Origin of the sequence: Pseudomonas sp. 21LCFQ010 (genome assembly GCF_024129905.1) — a bacterium.
In the GTDB taxonomy this organism is placed as follows: Bacteria; Pseudomonadota; Gammaproteobacteria; order Pseudomonadales; family Pseudomonadaceae; genus Aquipseudomonas.
In genome coordinates, this window is the sequence record NZ_JAMYDZ010000007.1 from 98,472 (window position 1) to 118,545 (window position 20,074).

A 20,074-nucleotide genomic window follows, 5' to 3' on the forward strand; every position below is an offset into this window, starting at 1 on the left:
CCGGGTGCTCAAGCTTCACGCCAAACCGATGGTCTATAGGCTATAATCCCGCGCTTTGGCTGCCCCTCGCCATCCGTGCCGGGGCCCATCATTATCTCGGGCGCACGACGCCTGCATGCAGACTAAAGAGGCTTGACCCTAGTGGCATTGACGATCCTGGGCCTGTCCGGCGCCCTTAGCCATGACCCTTCCGCAGCCCTGTATATCGACGGCAAGCTGATCGCCGCAGCGGAAGAAGAGCGCTTCGTCCGCGACAAGCACGCAAAGAACCGCATGCCTTACGAGTCGGCGAAGTTCTGCCTGGAACAGGCCGGCATCAAGCCTTCCGACGTTGATGTGGTGGCGATTCCGTTCGCGCCGATCAGCCTGTTCGGCAAGGCACGCTGGCACTATGCCAAGCGCTACTGGTACGCCCCGGACCGCGCCCTCGACGCGCTGCTGATGGGCAACCGCCGCTACAAGCGCTACCGCAACAAGATCGTCTGGTGCCTGGAGCAACTGGGGTTTGACCCGAAGAAGGTCAAGATCGAGCCGGTTGAGCATCACCTGGCCCACGCCGCCAGTGCCTACCATTGCTCGGGGTTCAAGGAAAAGACCGCGATCCTTGGCATCGACGGCAAGGGCGAGTACGCCACCACCTTCTTCGGCTACGGCGAGAACGGCAAGATCCACAAGATCAAGGAGTTCTATGACCCGGATTCGCTGGGCGGCCTGTATGGCGCAATCACCGAGTTCCTCGGCTTCGAGATGCTCGATGGCGAATTCAAGGTCATGGGCATGGCGCCCTACGGCGATGCCAGCAAATATGACTTCTCGCGTCTGGCAACCTTTGAAAACGGCGAGTTGGTGATCAACACCGAACTGGCCAACGTCATCGGCCTGCGTCGCTATAAAGAGAATGGCAAGGGGTTTTATTTCTCGCCCAAGCTGATCGAGTGGCTGGGTCCCAAGCGCGAAGGCGATGTTGCCGACGAGCCTTACATCCACTATGCCGCCAGCATGCAGGCCCTGTTCGAAAAGCTCGCCTTGCAGATGATGGACCACTATCTGGGTGACATCCTCAAGCAAACCGGCAAGATCGCCTTCGCTGGCGGCTGCGCGCTGAACGTCAAGCTCAACCAGAAGATCATCGCCCGTCCCGAGGTCAAGGAACTGTTCGTCCAGCCGGCTTCCGGCGATGCCGGCACCGCTGTCGGTGCGGCGGCCTATGTCTCCCACGCCCGTGGCGTGCCGGTCGAGAAGATGGAGCACGTCTACCTCGGCCCTGCTTACAGCAACGAGGACGTGATTGCCGCCTGTGCCCGTCACCCGAGCCAGCCCAAGTGGCGCAAGATCGACGACATGCCCGAGCGCATTGCGCAGATCATGGTCGATGGCAACCCGGTGGCCTGGTTCCAGGGGCGCATGGAGTTCGGTCCGCGCGCGCTGGGCGGTCGTTCGATCATCGGCTGCCCGAGCGTGCCGGGCGTGGCCAACCGGATCAACGAACAGATCAAGTTCCGCGAGCGCTGGAGACCCTTCTGCCCGTCGATGCTCGACACCGTCGGCCCGCAGATGATCAAGATCGACCATCCTGCGCCGTTCATGACCTTCACCTTCGAAGTGGCTGAAGAGTGGAAGACCCGCGTGCCGGAAGTCGTCCACGAAGACGGCACCTCGCGGGCCCAGGTGCTCAAGCGCGAGTACAACCCGCGCTACTACGACATGATGAAGGCGCTGGAAAACCTCACCGGCAACGGCGTGTCGCTGAATACCTCGCTCAACCGCCGTGGCGAGCCAATGATCTGCTCGCCGACCGACGCCCTGAACATGTTCTTCGGCTCGGACCTGCAATACCTGATCATGGAAGACATCCTGGTCGTCAAAGACGGTGCGAAGCCTTATGACAGCATCGGCTGAGCGCCATGTGCTGCAGTTCTGCCACGGCTATGACGGGCCGTTTCTGGACTGCGCACGGCAGTACGCCAGCCTGTTTGCCGGCCAGGGCTACCGGGTTACCACGGTATTTCTGACCGGCGAGCATGATCCGGACGTGATCGCCGACTGTGGCTCTGACGAGGTGCTGTTCATGGAGTACAGCTCCAGCGCCATCCGTGGCCTGAAGCTGGGGGCCATTGCCGCATTGCGCAAAATCGCTGCAGCCAGGCCGTTCGAGTTCTGTATCGCTCACCGTTTCAAGCCGGTCTACATCACGTTGCTGGCCACAAGGCTGCCGGTCATTGGTGTGCACCATGCCTTTGGCGACTACCAGCGCGCCAGCCGCCGCTTGTTCGCCAACCTGTTTCGCCAGCGCCTGAGCCTGCTCGGCGTCTCCGATGCGGTGCGCGATGACATGCGCAAGTGCCTGCCCAAGTGGCCGGCCGAGCGCATCGAAACCCTTTACAACCGCATTGACGTCGAACAACTGCAAGGCAGTCAGTTCAGTGCCGAAGACGCCCGCCGCGAGCTTAAACTGGCGCCTGACGCCTGGGTGGTCGGCAATGTTGGCCGGCTGCACCCGGACAAGGATCAGGCGACCTTGCTGCGAGGTTTCGCCCAGGCCTTGCCACAACTGCCAGCCAACAGTCAGTTGGTGATTCTCGGCAAGGGCCGCCTGGAGCAGCCGCTCAAGGATCTGGCGATGGAACTGAACATCGCAGGCCACGTGCTGTTTCTTGGCCAGGTGGCCGAGGCGCGCCGTTACTTCAAAGCCTTCGATGCGTTTGCCCTGAGTTCCGACCACGAGCCGTTCGGCATGGTGCTGCTGGAGGCCATGGTCGCTGGCGTGCCGGTGCTGGCCAGCAATTGTGGCGGGGCCAAGGAAGTGGTCGAAGGTGTCGGCGTGCTGTTCCCGCTCGGCGATGCCGGGCATCTGGGCCAGGCTCTGGTGCATCTGTCGCAGCTTGATGCGGCCCAGCGCGAGGCGTGTGCCGAACAGATGCTGGTGCGTCTGCGCGAGCGTTTTTCCGATCATGCGGTACGCAAGGTGTTCTGGCGTCTGCCGCAGGTCAACCGGCTGGTTGCGGGGTCTTGATGCTCAATCTGTTTCAGGGCTTTCGCGAGCGCGGTTGGTCCGCAAGTGATGCCGCCACTTACCAGCAAGTCTGGCAGCAATGCGGTGGCAGCGTGGCGACCCATCCACAAGTGGTCGAACGGCTGTCGGCGCTGGCCGGGATTGCCGTGCGCTACCTGACCTGGGAGCAGGGCGGTGAGATCAAGGGCGCGATTGCGACCTGGGGCCGCGGCCTGGCGCTGGACAAAGCCGAGCTCAAGCGCCGGGGCAAGAAGGGCCTGTTCGATCTGGGCAACGCTGAGTTGATCCTGCCGCTGGCCGACGATGCCCGCGTGGCGTTACGACACAGCGCGCGTTATCTGTCGGCCCTCAACGACGGCAAGATCACCACCCTCAAGCCGCAGGCTGAATCACTGGCCATGGCGCGTGAGCCTGAAGACCTGTCGAAGAAGTTTCGCTACAACCAGCGCCGCGAGTTGCGTCTGCTGGAAGAAGCCGGTGGCACCGTGCACCCGGTCAGTGAGTTCGACAGCGTGGCCCTGGCGCAGATCTACTGCGATCTGTTCCAGCGTCGCTGGGGCTTTGCCGCCACCGGGGCCGAGCGCATGGCTGAGGTCGTCGAGTTGCTGCGCGATTGGCTGATGGGGTCGGTATTGTTTCTGGAGGGCAAACCCATCGCCATCCAGTTGATCTACCGGGTCGAAGCACCGCAGTGGGTCAGCGTCGAGTATGTCAATGGTGGCGTCGACCCCGAGACCAGGGCGTTCAGCCCTGGCAGCGTGCTCAGCTTCATCAACACCCAGAGCGCATGGGAAAGTGCTCGGGCCTTGAACAAACCGTTGCGCTTCTCGTTCGGCCGTGCCGACCGCGAATACAAGGACCGTTGGTGCAACCCTGTGCCGGTATTTCAGGTGTGAGCCGCAAACAGCAGTTACTCAAGCGCCACCGGCGCAACAAGCGTATCGCCCTGTCGGTCGGGCTGGTGGTCTTGCTCGCCCTCGGGGCGTGGCTGGGCTGGTGGCTGGTGCCGCTGCTCGCCGTGCTGGCCTGGGTTGCCCACGAGGCCTGGTTCGCCGACCATCTGTTCTATGCCCCCGGCGACGACTATCAGTACCGCTTTGCCGACGCCGACCAGGTTGCGGGTGTGCGGCTGGACAACGGCCGTTTGCAGCTCGAACGGCCCCATCCGTTGCAGGGTGACGAGACACTGATTCTGGCGTTGAGCGTGCGCAGCCACTGGCTGGGACGCTTTTTCGATCCTGCGGTGCTGCTCAGCGGCCTGGGCGAGACCGACGTGCAAACCTTCGAGCGCGGCGTGAACGGTGTTCGTTACCTGAACCTGACCGGGCTGGGGCATGTGCTCAATGAGGGCGCGCTGCAACTGCGCGGGCGTTTCTGTCGGCTGGAGGGAACACCGCAGCTGTGGTCATTCCGCGCCGCCGACCCGCGCCGCCAGCGGGTCATGGTCATCGCTCCGCATGCCGATGACGCCGAACTGGCCGCCTACGGGCTTTATAGCCAGGCCGATGAAGCCTGGATCGTGACCCTGACTGCCGGTGAAATCGAAGCCGAACACTATCAGGCCATGGGCATGAACAAGGCCGAAGCGGCGCGTCTGAAAGGTCGCCTGCGCGCCTGGGACAGCATTGCGGTGCCGCGCTGGGCCGGTGTGCCTGAGCAGCGCTGTGTGCAACTGGGTTATTTCTGCCTGCAATTGCCCGCCATGCAGGCTGCCCCCGAGCAAGCCGTGGCGTCCCGCGAAGCGCAGCTGGACGATACCCGGCTGTTTCGCCAGTTCAATACCCTTGAACTGCCGGGCGATGATGGCGTACCCAGCTGGAACAACCTGCTGGCCGACTTGCGCGCGCTGATTCTCAACGCCCGCCCCCAGGTGCTGGTCATGCCGGATCCGGCCATCGACCCGCACCCTGATCACATCTGCGCCCAAGCTGCCGTGCGCGAAGCCTTGCAGGGTCTGGAGTGGCAGCCGGAGGTGGTGCTGGGCTACGCCAATCACCTGCATGACAACGACCGCTGGCCGATGGGCGATGCGCACACCGGGGTGACCCTGCCGCCGGTATTCGATGCGCAATCGCGTGTGCCCTATAGCCTGGTGCTGCCGACCGACGTACGCCGCGACAAGGCCATGGCACTGGGCATGATGCATGATTTGCAGCCCGCGCTGCCGTTCAAGCGCCGTCTGCGGCGCAGCCTGCAGCGGCTGCTGGCCGGGCGGCGCTGGCCGGCCGAAGGCGAGAACGAGTTTTTCCGTAAGGCTGTGCGGCGACACGAGTTGTTCTGGCGCAGCGAAATCTGATTCAGCTTCAGCAGGCAGCAGTACTGCAAGGAAATCCATGAAAGTCCTATTTCTGGTCCAGAAAGAACAACGCGCCATCCTGGACCGCCTGTACGAAGGCGTTGCCGCCTATAGCGACTGCGACCTGCGCTGGCTGACCTCCGAGGAGCAGCGCGACTTGCGCGGTTATTTCCGCCGTGAAGTGGACGTGAGCAAGTACGACCGGATCGTGTTTTTCCTGCGTTTCAAGCAGGAGGTACGGCAAGTGGCCTTCATTCGCAGCATCCCCAACCTGGTGATCCTCGAACACGACGCCTACCAGAACTACATCACCTGCAAGTACACCGGAAAATTCAGCTCGCATTACCAGAAGTTGCCCTGGGCCCGGGTCATTACCTCGGGGTACATGGTGACCGAGCGGCTGCGTGGCGAAGGCTTTGATGCGGTGTTTGTGCCCAAGGGGTATGACCAGAGCCTGTTGCAAGGCCGCGGGCGCGAGCGGGACATCGAGCTGGCGTTTGTCGGCAGCACCAAGAGCGTGGCCTACAGCGGTCGCAAGGCGTTTCTTGATGAGTTGGCCAAGGTCGAGCCGCTGCTGGTCACCCGCACCAAGTCCGGTGAAGAATATTGCGAGACCCTCAACCGGATCCGCTTTTTCGTCAGTGCCGATGTCGGCATGGGCGAGTACATGATCAAGAACTTTGAGGCCATGGCCTGCGGTTGTGTGCTGTTGGCCTTCGATCAGGGCAGCGAGGAAAACCGCGCGCTGGGCTTCAAGGATATGCACAACATCGTGCTGTACAGCGATATCGATGAGCTGCGCCGCAAGCTGCAGCAGTTACGTGAAGATCCGCAACTGGTCGCGGAAATCTCGCGCAACGGGCAGACTTTGGCCGAGCAACGCTATACATTCCATGCCCTTGGCAAAGCCATCGTCGAGGCCATGCAGGCACCGTTGCGTGCCCGCCCGACACTTGGCCTGCTGGAGCGGATACGTGCCTGGCTGGGCGTGTGATGGCCGTGAACATTCAATGATCGAGAATTCATGATGGTATTCAGCGAAAACAGCGATATCACGCTGGTGGTCACCAGTTGCGGTCGTTTCGACCTGTTGAAGCGCACCCTGGAGACCTTCGACCGGTTCAACACGGCACCCATCCGTCATGTGCTGATTACCGAGGACTCAGGCGACGAGCAGGTCCGCGACTGCATCCCGGAACACTGGCGGGCGCACACCCGGTTCATCGTCAACAACCCCAAGCTGGGCCAGATGCGCTCGGTGGACGCCGCGTATGCATTGATCGAAACCGGTTGGGTGTTTCATTGCGAGGACGACTGGGATTTCTACCGTCCCGGCTTTATCGAAGAATCGATGGCCCTGCTGGTCAACGACCCGCAAGCGCTGCAGGTCTGGCTGCGCAGTTTCAATCATGACCTGATGGTGCACAGCCCGTATGTGTTCCTCAACGAGCGCGAAGTGTTCGACGGTATCGCGTTCTACAAGCTCGGCTCACACAAGCCTGAGTGGCAGGGGTTTTCTTTCAATCCCGGTCTGCGGCGCCTGGTTGATTACCAACGGCATGCCCCGTATGCCGGGCACGGCGGTGAAAAAAAGCTGTCACAGCTTTACGCTGGCGAAAACCGCTATGCGCTGATCCTCGAAAACGATGCGGTCCTGCATACCGGTTTCGGCAGCCACGTGGTGGTGTCGCAGGAACGCCTGGACAAGAAGCGCCGCAAGCAGCGTGACCGCGTCAAGCTGCTCGTCACACTGGCTGCAGGTCTGATAATAGGTTGGTTGCTCAATAATGTTGCCTGAGGGGACCCGCACGCCGTTCAGCAAAAGCCAGCTTTACTTTGGCGCTGCGCTGGCGGCTTTTCTGCTGAGTTTTCTGCTGCATGACTCGGCCAAGTTCACCAACAACCTGTTCTATGGGGCAATGGCCCTGCCGGGGCTGTTTTTCCTGATCAAACACAAGGGTGCGGGCCTGTTTGGCCAGCCGCTGGCCAGAATATGGGCGGCGTTCCTGTTGTGGTTTCTGGTGCCGGCGGTGTTTTCTGCCGACTTCCAGTTCTACAAGCATATTGCCTATGTCAGCCTGTTCGTGTTCGTCATCGCCGGCCTGGTGCCGGTCACGCTGTTCAGTGGCGGGCTGTTCGTGCGTGGGCTGTTCTGGGCCATTTGCCTGTACATTTTCGCTGGCAGCCTGCATAGCTGGTGGACCGGGCAGTTTGTGTTCGGCCAGCGGGTGGCGATCCTGCCGGGCCGGCTGGACAACGTGATTTACAGCAGCGCGTGGCTGGTCTGTGCCTTGGGCCTGGCCCTGCCGTTGTGGGTGCGCCAGCGGCGCTGGATCGAGGCGTTCTGCGCCATCGCCCTGACGCTGCTGGCTGCGGCATTCGTCGTGCAGACCCGCACTGCGCTGGTGGGCTTTGCGTTGCTGGCCGGACTTTGGGGTCTGTACGTGGTGTACCGTTACCCGCTCAAGGGCGCCATGGCCCTGCTGGTTATCGCGGCTTCGGTCAGTGGCGCGATCTGGCTGTGCTGGGAAGAGCAATGGGTCCGGCTGCTGTTCGTCAGGGGTGACTCGTTCCGTATCGAGCTGTTCGAGATCATGACTTCGGAATGGGCGCGCTGCGGCTGGACGCTGGGTTGCGGGGTCAATTTCCAGACCACGCAGACCCTGACCGGCGGCATACCGATCCAGCATCCGCACAACATTTTCGTTTCCATGGGTCTGTACACCGGCGCGGTATCGCTGGTGCTGTTCTTGCTGGTGATGGCTCTGACCCTGTGGCAGGCCTGGCGCCTGCGCGATGCCTGGGGTTGCTACCTGCTGTGCGCGCTGGTGATGCTCAACTTCGACGGCAGCAAGCTGGTGGGTAACCCCGATGAGCTATGGCTATTGGTCCTGTTGCCGGCGGCAATGATTCTGGGCCGCCGAGTGCAACAGCCGTAGGCGCGGCAAGCTCAGGCAATCGCCTGCTTGAGCTCTGCCTCACTGCACTGGCTCTGGGCACTCAGGTAACCCTGGAAGAACGCCGGGTTGTCCTCGCCCAGCAGCCACTGGCGGTCTTCGGCGTAGCGCAGCATATGCTTGAAGTTGCGCAGGCGCAGTGATTTGCGCAGCGGCTGGCGGAAGGTCTTCATGTCCGCGATGTCGATCAGGCCCAGCTCGCTGTCCGGGGTCAGTACCACATTGCCCAGGTGCGCCGAGCGGAAGTAGATGCCTTTCTCATGCAGCCCGGCAATGAAACGCCCCAGTTGGCGACGCAGTTCATCGTCGGTGCCGGCACTGCCCAGCAACTGACGCAGGGTCTGCCCGGCCAGTGGCGTGTAATGCACCGCGTCGCGTTTGATCTCGGCAATCCTGAATACGCTGCGCACCTGCGGGCAGGGCACCGCGCGCTGGGCCAGGGTCAGGCAGTTGTCGGCGAAGCGGCTGGCGTACGGATACCAGGCCGCCGAGCTGATCAGGCGTTTGCGACGAAACAGTTTGAGCATCGAACCGTCACTCAGGCGCAGTACCTTGTCGCCTGTGCCATCAGCCTCCAGGACTTCTGCGCCCTGGACCAGGTCAAGGTAGCGGGCATGATCAAGTGGCTGCATCGAAACTCCGACTGGCAGGCATGGAAAGCCGACTATGTTACCCCACTGGGCACCTCTAAAAACTACCTGCGTGGCCATCGCGTTGTTGAAATCAGGCTCAAAATGCTCATTTACAACCTGTAAACTCCGCTTTCTCGCCTGATTTCGCTTAGCGCTGACTGCCTCGCCTACGTTTTTAGAGGCACCCCGCTGAACAGCCGCAAAAACCGCTTGTGATACAATTGCACTCTTTTTGACTTGACGGATTCCCATGGCAAGCAACGAATCGTCCACGCAGTCCAGCGTGAAGATCTACCTACGCCTGTTGTCCTATGTGCGTCCGTATGTGGGCATTTTCCTGCTCAGTATCATCGGTTTCGTGATCTTCGCCTCCACCCAGCCGATGCTGGCTGGCATTCTCAAGTACTTCGTCGATGGATTGACCAACCCGGAGGCGGCGCTGTTTCCCAACGTGCCGTACCTCAAAGACTTGCAACTGCTGCATGCCGTGCCGCTGCTGATCGTACTGATCGCGGCCTGGCAAGGGCTGGGCTCGTTTCTGGGTAACTACTTTCTGGCCAAGGTGTCGCTGGGACTGGTCCACGACCTGCGCGTCGAGCTGTTCAACAAGCTGATGGTGCTGCCAAACCGCTATTTCGACACCACCAACTCCGGCCATCTGATCTCGCGCATTACCTTCAATGTGACCATGGTGACCGGCGCCGCCACTGACGCCATCAAGGTGGTGATCCGTGAGGGCCTGACGGTGGTGTTCCTGTTTATCTACCTGTTGTGGATGAACTGGAAGCTGACCCTGGTGATGCTGGCGATCCTGCCGTTGATCGCGGTTATGGTTGGCAGCGCGAGCAAGAAGTTTCGCAAGCAGAGCAAGAAAATCCAGGTGGCGATGGGCGACGTTACCCACGTGGCTTCGGAAACCATTCAGGGTTATCGCGTGGTGCGCAGCTTCGGCGGCGAACGCTACGAGATGGACCGTTTCGCCAAGGCCAGCGACAGCAACACTGAAAAGCAGTTGCGCATGACCAAGACCGGCGCGGTGTACACGCCGATGCTGCAACTGGTGATCTACAGCGCCATGGCGGTGCTGATGTTCCTGGTGCTGTTGCTGCGCGGTGAAGCCACTGCCGGTGACCTGGTGGCCTATATCACCGCCGCCGGTTTGTTGCCCAAGCCGATCCGCCAGTTGTCGGAAGTCAGCTCGACCATCCAGAAAGGCGTTGCCGGTGCCGAGAGCATCTTCGAGCAGCTCGACGTCCCGGCGGAAGTCGATACCGGGACTTACCAGCGTGAACGTGTGCAGGGCCGTCTGGAGGTGAAGAACCTCAGCTTTACCTACCCTGAAACCGAGCGGGTGGTACTCGACGACATCAGCTTTGTCGCAGAGCCTGGGCAGATGATCGCGCTGGTCGGCCGCTCCGGGAGTGGCAAATCAACCCTGGCCAATCTGATCCCGCGTTTTTATCCCCATGAAACCGGGCAGATCCTGCTTGATGGGGTGGATATCAACGATTATCGGCTGACTAACCTGCGCCGCCACATTGCGCAGGTCAACCAGAGCGTCACACTGTTCAACGACAGTGTTGCCAATAACATCGCCTACGGCGACCTGGCCGGTGCGCCGCGTGAAGATGTCGAGACTGCCGCTGCCGCAGCCTATGCCAAGGAATTCATCGACCGCCTGCCCGAAGGCTTCGAGACCGAGGTGGGTGAGAACGGCGTGCTGCTGTCCGGTGGTCAGCGCCAGCGTCTGGCAATTGCCAGGGCATTGCTCAAAAACGCCCCGTTGCTGATTCTCGACGAAGCGACTTCGGCGCTCGATACCGAGTCCGAGCGGCACATCCAGGGGGCACTGGATTCGGTCATGCAAGGTCGCACGACGCTGGTCATCGCTCACCGGCTGTCGACCATCGAGAAAGCCGACCTGATTCTGGTCATGGACGGCGGGCGCATTGTCGAGCGCGGTACCCACACTCAGTTGCTGGCCGAGAACGGCTATTACGCCCGCCTGCATGCCATGGGGCTGGACGAGCCGTCGCCTGTGGGTGCTATCTGATACTGCCGGGCGGGTTCACTGAACCTGCCAGGCTTTTCACCGTCAACCGGCAATCTTCTGCGACAGCGCCGCAAGCTGTTCGTAGTGGCCCCTGTGCTAAGATTCGCCCCTTGTTCAGTTCTGCCAAGGTCGCTCATATGAAGTTATCCATGCCGCGTTTCGATCAAGCGCCTGTCCTGGTGGTGGGTGATGTCATGCTCGACCGTTACTGGCATGGTGGTACCTCGCGCATTTCTCCCGAGGCGCCGGTGCCGGTGGTCAAGGTCGACCAGATCGAAGACCGGCCCGGCGGTGCGGCCAACGTCGCGTTGAACATCGCAGCCCTCGGTGCACCGGCCTCGCTGGTCGGTGTGACTGGCGAGGACGAGGCCGCCGAGAGCCTGGACAACAGCCTCAAGGCTGCCGGTGTCCGGGCGCGTTTCCAGCGCATTGCCCACCAGCCGACCATCGTCAAGTTGCGGGTCATGAGCCGTCATCAGCAATTGCTGCGCATTGATTTCGAAGAACCCTTCGCCACTGACGCGCTGGCCCTGAGTATCGAGGTCGATACGTTGCTCGACGGCGTCAAGGTGCTGGTGCTGTCCGACTATGGCAAGGGCGCGCTGAAGAACCACCAGGTCCTGATCAAATCTGCCCGCGAGCGCGGCATCGCGGTGCTGGCCGACCCCAAGGGCAAGGATTTCTCGATCTATCGCGGCGCCAGCCTGATCACCCCGAACCTCAGCGAGTTCGAAGCCATTGTTGGTCACTGCCGTGACGAGAACGATCTGGTCAGCAAGGGCGCTGAGCTGTTGCAGGAACTGGACCTGGGCGCCTTGCTGGTGACCCGTGGCGAGCACGGCATGACCCTGTTGCGTGCCGACCAGCCGGCGCTGCATCTGCCGGCCCGGGCTCGTGAAGTATTCGATGTGACCGGTGCCGGTGATACGGTGATCTCCACCCTGGCCGCGGCCCTGGCTGCCGGTGAAGACCTGCCCCACGCCGTGGGGCTGGCCAACCTGGCGGCCAGTATCGTGGTCGGCAAGCTGGGGACCGCCGCGATCAGTGCCCCGGAGCTGCGCCGCGCCATTCAGCGCGAAGAAGGCACCGAGCGCGGTGTACTGGGTCTTGAGCAACTGCTGCTGGCGGTCGAGGACGCCCGTGCGCACAACGAGAAGATCGTGTTCACCAATGGCTGCTTCGACATCCTGCATGCCGGTCACGTGACCTATCTGGAGCAGGCCCGCGCCCAGGGCGATCGCTTGATCGTGGCGATCAACGACGACGCTTCGGTCAGTCGTCTGAAAGGACCGGGCCGGCCGATCAACAGTGTCGACCGGCGCATGGCGGTACTGGCCGGGCTCGGCGCAGTGGACTGGGTGATCAGCTTCCCGGAAGGCACTCCTGAGAACCTGCTCAGTCACATCAAGCCCGATGTGCTGGTCAAGGGCGGCGACTACAGCGTGGATCAGGTGGTGGGTGCCGACATCGTGCGCGCCAATGGCGGTGAAGTGAAGGTGCTGGGTCTGGTGGAAAACAGCTCCACCACCGCCATCGTCGAGAAAATCCGCCAGCAATAAGTTTGTGGCTGCACGCTGATGCGTGCAGCCGTCACTTACCCAGCCTGGAACGGGCGCGGTCCAGCAGCGCCTTGGCTTTGCCGGTCAACTGTTTCAGACCGCCGCTTTTTTCCGGTGGCGTCAGCCCTTGCTGGCGCAGCCAGTCCTTCCAGCGAATCCGCTCTTCGCGTACCACCCAGCCTTCCTGACGGGCAAAGCTTTCTGCCAGATGCAAACCGCGGGTACTGACCGGCACCAGCCGGTCTTGCTTGAGGGTATACAGTTCGGGCAACGGCTCGCCATTCTCCAGCGGCATCAGGTACAGGTCGGGCTTCTTGCGGTTCAGGCGTGCGACCAGGTACTCGTCTTCAAGCGTCTCGTCGACATGAAACAGGCTGAGCGGCCGGGCATCCCGAGGGATCTCCAGACGCAGGTCATAAATCAGTTGCAGTGATGCGGTGGGCAGGTGCACATAGGCACGCGGCCGTTCAAGCAGCGCCAGGTTGCCGCAACGCACCGGTTTGGCCGCGCCCGACAGCGGGCTGAGCAGAAACGGCATGGCTTCGCGGTAGTGCAGGGCCGCTGCATAAGGCGCAGGCAGCCAGGTGTCCTGATAACGCCCGCTGAGCCAGCCCTGTGGCGTCTCGATCAGGCATTCCTCTGCGACTTCCTGAATGGCGGTATGCAGTGGCAGACTCATTTCGTGGGCCGGGACATAGCCGGAAATCAGCTTGAGCACCACATCGCCACGGTCCTTGCGCTTTTGCCGCACCAGCACCCAATAATCCCGGTTCTGCCAGGTGATGGTCAGGCGTACCGAGACCCCGAGATTGGCCAGTTCGATGGCAAAACGTTCGGTATCCGCCACCTCGACCTTGCGCCGGCGTTGCAGGGTCTGGGCAAAGTTGAGCGGCATGCCGATGCTTTCATAGCTCAGCGCCTCGGGTGTGGCCTCGACGAATAGCGCCAGAGTCTTGAAGTTGCTGGGGTTTTTCCTTATCAGGGTATGCGGCATCTCGGCTCCTTCTTATGGTATGCCACATCAGGGCATCCGTGCGTTGGGGTCGGCCTCCTGCAATCAGCGCTGACGGCGAATCACGGCGGCAGCGCTGGCAACGTTGTGCGCCAGATGGACGGGATTGATGGTCCCGACGATGGCACTGGCAACGCCCGGATGCGCAAATAACAGTTCAAAACTGGCGCGCACCGGGTCGACACCGGGTTCCAGACAGATATGACCGCTGGCCAGCGCTTTTTTCACCAAAATTGCTTTGCCGTGCGCCGCAGCGTAGTCCAGAACCGGCTTTTCGGTCTGCTCGTTGAAGTTATAGGTCACCATTGCGCAGTCGCCGTCACGCAACGCCAGCAGGCCGCCCTCGACGGTTTTGCCAGAAAAGCCGAAGTGGCGGATTTTGCCTTCGCGCTTGAGTTCGGCCAGGGTCGGGTAGACCTCGCTGTCGTTGAGAATCGCCAGATCATTGCCGTCGGAATGCACCAGCACCAGGTCGATAAAATCGGTTTCCAGACGTTTCAGGCTGCGCTCGACCGAGAGCCGGGTGTGCGCTGCGCTGAAGTCATGGTGCGACTGGCCGTTGTCGAACTCCTCACCCACCTTGCTGACAATCACCCAGTCGTGACGCTGGCCGCGCAGCAGCGGACCAAGACGCTGCTCACTGGTGCCATAGGCCGGAGCGGTGTCGATCAGGTTGATGCCCAGCTCGCGTGCCTGGCGCAGCAGGCTGGCCGCTGCCTGGTCATCGGGGATGCTGAAACCGTTGGGGTACTTGACCCCTTGGTCGCGGCCCAGTTTTACGGTGCCCAGGCCCAGCGGCGAAACGTTCAGGCCAGTGCTGCCCAGCGGGCGGTGCAATTCATGCAAAGTCGGTAAGGTCATGGCAGCAGTTGATCCCAGACAGGTATGGCCAGTGGCGGCTTGGGCAGGTCATTGGCCGCAGGCTGCGCGGTTGGCTGGATGCCGTCCTTGCTCAGCGCGGCGAGGACCCGGTCGGCGAAGTCTGGCGCCAGGGCCAGCTTGGTCGGCCAGCCGACCAGCAAACGGCCCTGCTCAGCGACGAAGGCGTTGTCGGGGCGGACCAGCCCTGATTGTTCTGGCTCGGCGCGGTCGACCCGCAGCGTGGCCCACTGCACCTGATCCAGATCGATCCACGGCAGTAGCTTGTGCAGTTCTTCCCGGGCTGCAGCGATCTGCGCTGCCGGCTCGCGGGCGACACCGTCGGCTTCGGCAATATCACCGCCCAGATACCAGACATTCTGGCCATCGGCGGCTGGGTGGGTGGTGACGGTGATGCGTGGCTTGGGGCCTCCGCCCAGGCAGTGAGCGAACAGTGGCTTGAGGGTCGCGCCCTTGGCCAGCACCATGTGCAATGGACGACGCTGCATTTTCGGCTGGTTGATGCTCAATGTTTGCAGCAGGTTGGCAGTCCCGGCACCGGCACTGAGCACAATGCGCTGGGCCTGAATGTCGCGGCCATCCACCCGCAGGCCGACCAGTTGCCCATCGGCCAGCAGCGGTTCAATCTGCTGGCCGGCCAGCAGGCTATCGCCGGCCAGTTGCGCCAGGCGTTCGATCAGGCTCGGCACATCCACCACCAGTTCGGCCAGACGGTAAACCTTGCCTTTGAATTTCGGGTGTTGCAGAGCGGGGGGCAATTCATTGCCCTTGACCTGATCGACGCGGCCACGCACCGCCTTGCTGGCAAAAAAGCTGGTGAGGTTGCCGGCCAGGGTGCCCGGCGACCACAGGTAGTGGGCTTCGGACAACAACCTGACACCGGCCAGATCAAGCTCGCCATTACCGGCCAGAGCTTCGCGCCAGCGCCGCGGCATATCGGCGATGGCTTCCGAAGCGCCGGTCAGGGCTCCGTGCAGCGCATATTTGGCACCGCCATGAATGATGCCCTGCGACTTGAGACTCTGCCCGCCGCCGAGGCTGGCGTTTTCCACCAGCACAGTGGCAAAGCCCTGACCGCGCAGGCGGGCGTTGAGCCAGAGACCGGCGACCCCGCCGCCCACAATAAGGACGTCGGTGGAGATAACAGATGGCATGGGCACCTCATGGCGTAAACGATGCCGGCCATTATAGGGGGTTATCAGTGCCCTGCGGTTTTCGAGAACAACTGGATCACTACCACACCAAGCACGATCAGGCCCATGCCCAGTACCGCTGGCAAGTCGAGCTTCTGGCCGTAGATGAACAGCGCGGCGATGCTCACCAGCACGATGCCCATGCCCGACCATATGGCATAGGTCACCCCCACCGGAATGGTGCGTACCACGATGATCAGCATCCAGAACGCGACGGTATAGCCACAGATGACCAACAGCAGCGGCAGTGGGGCGCTCAGGCCCTTGACGGCTTTCATCGAGGTGGTGGCGACAACTTCGGCGCAAATGGCAATGGCCAGCAGGTAATAGGCATTCATGGGCGGACTCCTGTTCAGTGGCGCGCATTCTAGAATGTCCATGGGTGGGGTGAAGTCATTACCTATCTGTTATGGAGATAGGTTGATGGCAGGACAATGGGATCTGGAACAGATGCGCCTGTTCGCCCGCGTCGCCGAGTTACGCTCGTTCTCGGCCGTGGCTCGCGAGCAGCGCAAGGCGCAATCGGCCGTCAGCAGTGCGATTGCTCTGCTTGAGCAAGACCTTGGTGTCAGCCTGTTCGAGCGCAGTAGCGGTCGCCAGCCGAGTTTGACCGAACATGGTCAAGCGCTGCTGGAGGATGTGCGTGAACTGCTGCGCCACTGCGAGCGGCTGGATGGCCACGCGCTTGCATTGATGCGCGGCCAGGAAGCGTTGTTGCGCATCGCCCAGGACGAAGCCATGCCCCATCAACCGGTGATCGACAGCCTCGAGGGGCTGGCCAACCGCTTTCCTTTCCTGCAAGTGCAACTGGCCAGCGGTGCCCAAGGCGATGTGGCCCGCAAGCTGGTCGAACGGCGGGCCGATATCGGCCTGTTCTTCAGCCATGACGATGTGCCAGCCTCACTGGAACGCCGTTCGCTGGGCAGCGTGGAAATGGTCACGGTCTGTGCGGTTGATCACCCGCTGGCCAAAGAGCGCTGGGTAACCTGTCAGCAACTGGCCCGTCACCGGCAACTGCTGATCACCGCCCAGCAAAGCGATTACCCCGGCGGCGAGGCGCTCAGTTCTCAGGTCTGGCGGGCTGACAGCTTCTACGCCATGGCCGAACTGCTGATGCGCGGTCTGGGCTGGGCCTGGCTGCCCCGGCACTTGGTGCAATACCCCACCTACCAGAGCCAGATGGTCGAACTGCCCAGCGAATGGCGCCCGCCAGCGCTGGTGGTGGAACTGGCCTGGCGTCGCGATACACCGCTGGGGCCGGCGGCAAAATGGCTGGCCGAGCGCTTTGCGGTGCATTTGCAGGCGATTGGCTGATCATCGACCCCGGATCCTTGTAAACTTCGCCGCCATGAACAGAACTCTCTATACCCTGCTGTTTCACCTGGGCCTGCCGCTGGTTGCGCTGCGCCTGTTCCTGCGTTCGCGCAAGGCGCCTGCTTATGCCCGGCGTATCAAAGAACGCTTTGCCTTCGGTCTGCCGCCGATGCGCCAGGGCGGGATCTGGGTGCATGCGGTGTCGGTGGGCGAGAGCATTGCTGCTGCGCCGATGGTCCGGGCGCTGCTCAAGGCGTACCCGCAGCAGACCATCACCCTGACCTGCATGACGCCCACCGGTTCCGAGCGGATCCAGGCGCTGTTCGCCAATGAGCCGCGGATCCAGCACTGCTACCTGCCCTATGACCTGCCGTGGGCGGCAGGACGGTTTCTGGACCATGTACGGCCGCGGCTGGGCATCATCATGGAGACGGAGCTGTGGCCCAACCATATTCACCAGTGCGCGCGACGCGGTATCCCGGTGGTGTTGGCCAATGCCCGGCTGTCCGAACGTTCGGCACGGGGTTATGCACGGTTTGCCGGCCTGACCCGGCCGATGCTGGCAGAAATGAACGGCTTTGCCGTACAGACAGAGGCCGAAGCCCAGCGCTTTCGTGACCTAGGCGCGCGGCCCGAATGCGTGACGGTCACCGGTTCGATCAAGTTCGACTTGACCATCGATCCACAGTTGCCGGTACAGGCTGCGCACTTACGCGAGCAATGGCAGGCCACGGCCCGGCCGGTATGGATCGCCGCCAGTACCCACGCGGGCGAAGACGAGAGCATCCTGGCGGCCCATCGCCAATTGCTCGCCAGCCACCCGCAGGCCTTGCTGATCCTGGTCCCGCGCCACCCCGAGCGTTTCGACAGCGTGCACGAGCTGTGCCGCCAGCAAGGTTTCGACACGGTCCGGCGCTCCAGCGGCCAGCCGGTGACCGCCACGACCACCGTGCTGTTGGGCGACACCATGGGCGAGCTGCTGTTTCTCTATGCACTGGCCGACTGCGCCTTTGTCGGCGGCAGCCTGGTGCCCAATGGCGGTCACAACCTGCTGGAACCGGCCGCGCTGGGCAAACCGGTACTCAGCGGCCCGCACCTGTTCAACTTCCTGGAAATCGCCGCCATGCTGCGCACCGCCGGCGCCCTGCAGCAAGCCAGCGACCCGACCGCACTGGCCAAGGCCGTACAGCACCTGTTCGAGCAGCCCGACCAGTCCCGCCGCATGGCCGAGGCCGGTTTGCAGGTGATGAAAGCCAACCAGGGCGCCTTGCAGCGGCTATTGGCGTTGATTGATCGGTTGGTGGCCTAGGGGACGTGCCGCGCGGTCGTACAGCAAACACGAGATCCTGTAGGAGCGGCTTCAGCCGCGAAGGCTTCCCGGCTAAAGCCGGTCCTACGAGGTCCGTGTTTGCTACGCGACAGCGGGGCGCCGAGGCGGCGGGCGAGCTCCTACGACATATTCAACGCTTGGCCGGCCGCTCAAAGTTCTTGCGCGCCTCGGTCGCCAGATCCGGTGGCAGAAAATCCCGGTCCGGGTTGTAGTCAGGCTTCAGATAGCGCGCCAAATCCTGCAAGTCACCAGGGTTCAACGTCCCGGCCGCCTGCTTCAAGCGCAAGCTGTCGATGATGTAGTCATAGCGCGTGTTGTTGTAGTCACGCACCGACGCATACAACTGACGCTGGGCATCGAGCACATCGACGATATTACGGGTGCCCACTTGATAACCAATCTCCGTCGCTTCCAGCGCACTCTGGTTGGAGATGATCGACTGCTTGCGCGCCTGCACCTGTTCCACGTCGGTATTCACCGCACGATGCAGATTGCGGGTGTTCTCCACCACCTGGCGGCGCAGGCTTTCGCGGCGCTGTTCACTCTGGCTCAGGCGCGCATAGGCCTCCCGTACCTGGGAGCTGGTCAGACCGCCGCTGTACAGCGGGATATTGACCTGCAGACCCACTGTGCGTTGTTCGACATCGCCGCTGTAGTTGGTGCCCGTGTAGTTGGGGTTGGAAAACCCTTGCAGATCGTTATCGCCGCGTTGCCAGGTGGCGACAGCATCCACGGTCGGCGCATGCCCGGCCTTGCGTTGGCGCAGCGTCTGTTGTGCAGCATCGACGGCGTGGTTACTGGCCAGCAGGTCGAGGTTTTGTAAGGCGGCGGTGTCGACCCAGGCCTTGGCGTCGTTGGGTGACGGCGGCAGCACCGGCAGGCTGTGAACAATGCCTTCGATCGCGCTGTATTGGCGATTGGTCAGCGTCACCAAGGCCTGGAAGGCATCGTCCACCTGACGCTGGGCGATCAGGCGGTTGGCCCGTGAGCTGTCGTAGCTGGCCTGGGATTGCAGCACATCGGTCTTGTCCGACAGGCCGACGTCAAAGCGCTCATTGGCCTGATCAAGCTGGCGCCGGAACGCCGACTCCTCGGCTTTGGCAGTCGCCAGATTGTCCTGGGCGCGCAAGACACCGAAATAGCTCTGCGCCGATTGCAGGATCAGGTTCTGTTCATTGGCTGACAGCTCCAGCGCGGCCTGTTCGTTGACCGCTTCGGCCGCCTGTAGCTGGAACCAGCGATCAGCGCGGAACAGCGGCTGGCTCAGGGTCGCCTGGTACAGGGTGCCGCTGCGGGTGGCGGTGGCCTTGGGCTGGTCGATGCTGGTGCGGGTGCTGCTGTTCTGGGCGCTGGCCGAGAGGTTGGGCAGCAGGCCGGCACGGGCCTGGGGTACGCCTTCGATACGCGCCTGGTAATCGGCACGGGCGGCGGCCAGATCGGCGTTGTTGTCCACTGCCTGCTGATAGACATTCACCAGCCCGGTCAACGCCGTCGGTGGTGCATCAGTGGCCCAGCTCGGGGCAATGCAGGCATACGACACGGCGAAGGCCAACGGCAATTTGCGCAGCATGGGCGTTCCTTTTCCAGAAGATGATCGCAGTCGGCGAGTGTAGAGCCAGATGTTCGGCGCAACAATCAGCTATTTCGGCCATTTCAGCCACTTATCGCAGGTGTTGCATTTGGGACTGGCGCTCGCTCCCGAGCCGGCATAGACTGGCGCCGTTCTTGTCGGGGTGCCTTGCTATGAGGCTGAGATCGGTTAAACCGGATCCCGTTGAACCTGATCAGGTTAACGCCTGCGTAGGGAACAAGATTGCTCGCTCCCGGCGAGTCCTC

General features: G+C 62.2%; 18 protein-coding genes and 1 riboswitch. Of the genes, 12 read left to right on the forward strand and 6 right to left on the reverse strand.

The features are described 5' to 3' along the window. Positions 1-141: 141 nt before the first annotated feature. From NJC38_RS10860 to NJC38_RS10890, 7 genes are read left to right on the forward strand one after another with little or no spacing between them, the layout of a single operon-like run. Entirely contained in the window at positions 142-1,899 is a 1,758-nt protein-coding gene (locus tag NJC38_RS10860) for a carbamoyltransferase (protein ID WP_045486724.1), read from the forward strand. Continuing rightward, on the forward strand, positions 1,883-3,013 hold the full coding sequence (locus NJC38_RS10865; RefSeq protein ID WP_045486727.1) for a glycosyltransferase: 1,131 nt from the start codon (positions 1,883-1,885) through the stop codon (positions 3,011-3,013). Before NJC38_RS10860 ends, NJC38_RS10865 begins: the two co-directional genes overlap by 17 nt. Next, positions 3,013-3,909, forward strand: a complete 897-nt coding sequence (locus NJC38_RS10870) for a GNAT family N-acetyltransferase (RefSeq protein ID WP_253114444.1) — start codon at positions 3,013-3,015, stop codon at positions 3,907-3,909. Before NJC38_RS10865 ends, NJC38_RS10870 begins: the two co-directional genes overlap by 1 nt. After that, positions 3,906-5,309, forward strand: a complete 1,404-nt coding sequence (locus NJC38_RS10875; protein ID WP_253114446.1) for a PIG-L family deacetylase — start codon at positions 3,906-3,908, stop codon at positions 5,307-5,309. The genes NJC38_RS10870 and NJC38_RS10875 overlap by 4 nt, the downstream gene beginning before the upstream one ends. A gap of 37 nt (positions 5,310-5,346) precedes the next feature. After that, on the forward strand, positions 5,347-6,303 hold the full coding sequence (locus NJC38_RS10880) for a glycosyltransferase (RefSeq protein WP_253114448.1): 957 nt from the start codon (positions 5,347-5,349) through the stop codon (positions 6,301-6,303). 30 nt (positions 6,304-6,333) lie between these two features. Continuing rightward, entirely contained in the window at positions 6,334-7,107 is a 774-nt protein-coding gene (locus NJC38_RS10885; protein WP_084709941.1) for a glycosyltransferase family 2 protein, read from the forward strand. Beyond that, a complete protein-coding gene (locus NJC38_RS10890) occupies positions 7,097-8,248 on the forward strand; it encodes an O-antigen ligase domain-containing protein (RefSeq protein WP_253114450.1) in 1,152 nt (383 codons plus the stop codon). The genes NJC38_RS10885 and NJC38_RS10890 overlap by 11 nt, the downstream gene beginning before the upstream one ends. An 11-nt stretch (positions 8,249-8,259) precedes the next feature. Here NJC38_RS10890 and NJC38_RS10895 read toward each other — a convergent pair whose 3' ends face one another. Continuing rightward, a complete protein-coding gene (locus tag NJC38_RS10895) occupies positions 8,260-8,898 on the reverse strand; it encodes a toluene tolerance protein (protein WP_253114451.1) in 639 nt (212 codons plus the stop codon). Between NJC38_RS10895 and NJC38_RS10900 the strand changes: the two genes are divergently transcribed. From NJC38_RS10900 to hldE, 3 genes are all read left to right on the forward strand, one after another. Next, on the forward strand, positions 8,881-9,021 hold the full coding sequence (locus NJC38_RS10900) for a hypothetical protein (RefSeq protein ID WP_253114453.1): 141 nt from the start codon (positions 8,881-8,883) through the stop codon (positions 9,019-9,021). The genes NJC38_RS10895 and NJC38_RS10900 overlap by 18 nt on opposite strands. 127 nt (positions 9,022-9,148) lie before the next feature. After that, positions 9,149-10,951, forward strand: a complete 1,803-nt coding sequence (gene msbA, locus NJC38_RS10905) for a lipid A export permease/ATP-binding protein MsbA (RefSeq protein WP_045486744.1) — start codon at positions 9,149-9,151, stop codon at positions 10,949-10,951. 137 nt (positions 10,952-11,088) lie between these two features. Continuing rightward, positions 11,089-12,510, forward strand: coding sequence for a bifunctional D-glycero-beta-D-manno-heptose-7-phosphate kinase/D-glycero-beta-D-manno-heptose 1-phosphate adenylyltransferase HldE (gene hldE / locus NJC38_RS10910; RefSeq protein ID WP_253114456.1), 1,422 nt, complete (start codon positions 11,089-11,091; stop codon positions 12,508-12,510). Positions 12,511-12,541: 31 nt separating this feature from the next. On the opposite strand, the gene NJC38_RS10915 is transcribed toward hldE, so the two are convergent. The 4 genes from NJC38_RS10915 to NJC38_RS10930 all read right to left on the reverse strand — a co-directional run bounded on the left by NJC38_RS10915 (position 12,542) and on the right by NJC38_RS10930 (position 15,932). After that, the gene (locus tag NJC38_RS10915; RefSeq protein WP_253114459.1) at positions 12,542-13,504 is read right to left on the reverse strand and encodes a metal ABC transporter ATPase; all 963 of its coding nucleotides are present in this window, start codon (positions 13,502-13,504) and stop codon (positions 12,542-12,544) included. A 63-nt stretch (positions 13,505-13,567) separates the two neighbouring features. Continuing rightward, complete coding sequence (locus NJC38_RS10920; protein WP_253114462.1) at positions 13,568-14,383, reverse strand: aldo/keto reductase; 816 nt, start codon at positions 14,381-14,383, stop codon at positions 13,568-13,570. Further along, positions 14,380-15,555: an FAD-dependent oxidoreductase gene (locus tag NJC38_RS10925; RefSeq protein ID WP_253114466.1), complete on the reverse strand. Its 1,176-nt coding sequence runs from the start codon at positions 15,553-15,555 to the stop codon at positions 14,380-14,382. The genes NJC38_RS10920 and NJC38_RS10925 overlap by 4 nt, the downstream gene beginning before the upstream one ends. 44 nt (positions 15,556-15,599) lie before the next feature. Next, a complete protein-coding gene (locus NJC38_RS10930; protein WP_045486759.1) occupies positions 15,600-15,932 on the reverse strand; it encodes an SMR family transporter in 333 nt (110 codons plus the stop codon). Positions 15,933-16,017: 85 nt separating this feature from the next. On the opposite strand from NJC38_RS10930, the gene NJC38_RS10935 reads away from it, so the two are divergent. Both NJC38_RS10935 and waaA read left to right on the forward strand, forming a co-directional pair. After that, the gene (locus NJC38_RS10935) at positions 16,018-16,908 is read left to right on the forward strand and encodes a LysR family transcriptional regulator (RefSeq protein WP_253114475.1); all 891 of its coding nucleotides are present in this window, start codon (positions 16,018-16,020) and stop codon (positions 16,906-16,908) included. 34 nt (positions 16,909-16,942) lie between these two features. Beyond that, the gene (waaA, locus tag NJC38_RS10940) at positions 16,943-18,217 is read left to right on the forward strand and encodes a lipid IV(A) 3-deoxy-D-manno-octulosonic acid transferase (protein ID WP_253114478.1); all 1,275 of its coding nucleotides are present in this window, start codon (positions 16,943-16,945) and stop codon (positions 18,215-18,217) included. A gap of 151 nt (positions 18,218-18,368) precedes the next feature. On the opposite strand, the gene NJC38_RS10945 is transcribed toward waaA, so the two are convergent. Continuing rightward, positions 18,369-19,808 carry a TolC family outer membrane protein gene (locus NJC38_RS10945; protein ID WP_253114491.1) on the reverse strand — a complete coding sequence of 480 codons (1,440 nt, stop codon included), beginning with the start codon at positions 19,806-19,808 and terminating at the stop codon, positions 18,369-18,371. A gap of 149 nt (positions 19,809-19,957) precedes the next feature. Continuing rightward, a riboswitch (TPP riboswitch) is annotated at positions 19,958-20,062 on the forward strand. Positions 20,063-20,074: the final 12 nt, after the last annotated feature.

Coding starts and splice junctions, on each gene's coding strand:
- NJC38_RS10865 (WP_045486727.1), top strand. CDS start 1,883: ATGACAGCATCGGCTGAGCGCCATGTGCTGCAGTTCTGCCACGGCTAT.
- NJC38_RS10870 (WP_253114444.1), top strand. CDS start 3,013: ATGCTCAATCTGTTTCAGGGCTTTCGCGAGCGCGGTTGGTCCGCAAGT.
- NJC38_RS10880 (WP_253114448.1), top strand. CDS start 5,347: ATGAAAGTCCTATTTCTGGTCCAGAAAGAACAACGCGCCATCCTGGAC.
- NJC38_RS10885 (WP_084709941.1), top strand. CDS start 6,334: ATGATGGTATTCAGCGAAAACAGCGATATCACGCTGGTGGTCACCAGT.
- NJC38_RS10890 (WP_253114450.1), top strand. CDS start 7,097: ATGTTGCCTGAGGGGACCCGCACGCCGTTCAGCAAAAGCCAGCTTTAC.
- NJC38_RS10900 (WP_253114453.1), top strand. CDS start 8,881: ATGATCAAGTGGCTGCATCGAAACTCCGACTGGCAGGCATGGAAAGCC.
- NJC38_RS10895 (WP_253114451.1), bottom strand. CDS start 8,898: ATGCAGCCACTTGATCATGCCCGCTACCTTGACCTGGTCCAGGGCGCA.
- msbA (WP_045486744.1), top strand. CDS start 9,149: ATGGCAAGCAACGAATCGTCCACGCAGTCCAGCGTGAAGATCTACCTA.
- hldE (WP_253114456.1), top strand. CDS start 11,089: ATGAAGTTATCCATGCCGCGTTTCGATCAAGCGCCTGTCCTGGTGGTG.
- NJC38_RS10915 (WP_253114459.1), bottom strand. CDS start 13,504: ATGCCGCATACCCTGATAAGGAAAAACCCCAGCAACTTCAAGACTCTG.
- NJC38_RS10920 (WP_253114462.1), bottom strand. CDS start 14,383: ATGACCTTACCGACTTTGCATGAATTGCACCGCCCGCTGGGCAGCACT.
- NJC38_RS10925 (WP_253114466.1), bottom strand. CDS start 15,555: ATGCCATCTGTTATCTCCACCGACGTCCTTATTGTGGGCGGCGGGGTC.
- NJC38_RS10930 (WP_045486759.1), bottom strand. CDS start 15,932: ATGAATGCCTATTACCTGCTGGCCATTGCCATTTGCGCCGAAGTTGTC.
- NJC38_RS10935 (WP_253114475.1), top strand. CDS start 16,018: ATGGCAGGACAATGGGATCTGGAACAGATGCGCCTGTTCGCCCGCGTC.
- waaA (WP_253114478.1), top strand. CDS start 16,943: ATGAACAGAACTCTCTATACCCTGCTGTTTCACCTGGGCCTGCCGCTG.
- NJC38_RS10945 (WP_253114491.1), bottom strand. CDS start 19,808: ATGCTGCGCAAATTGCCGTTGGCCTTCGCCGTGTCGTATGCCTGCATT.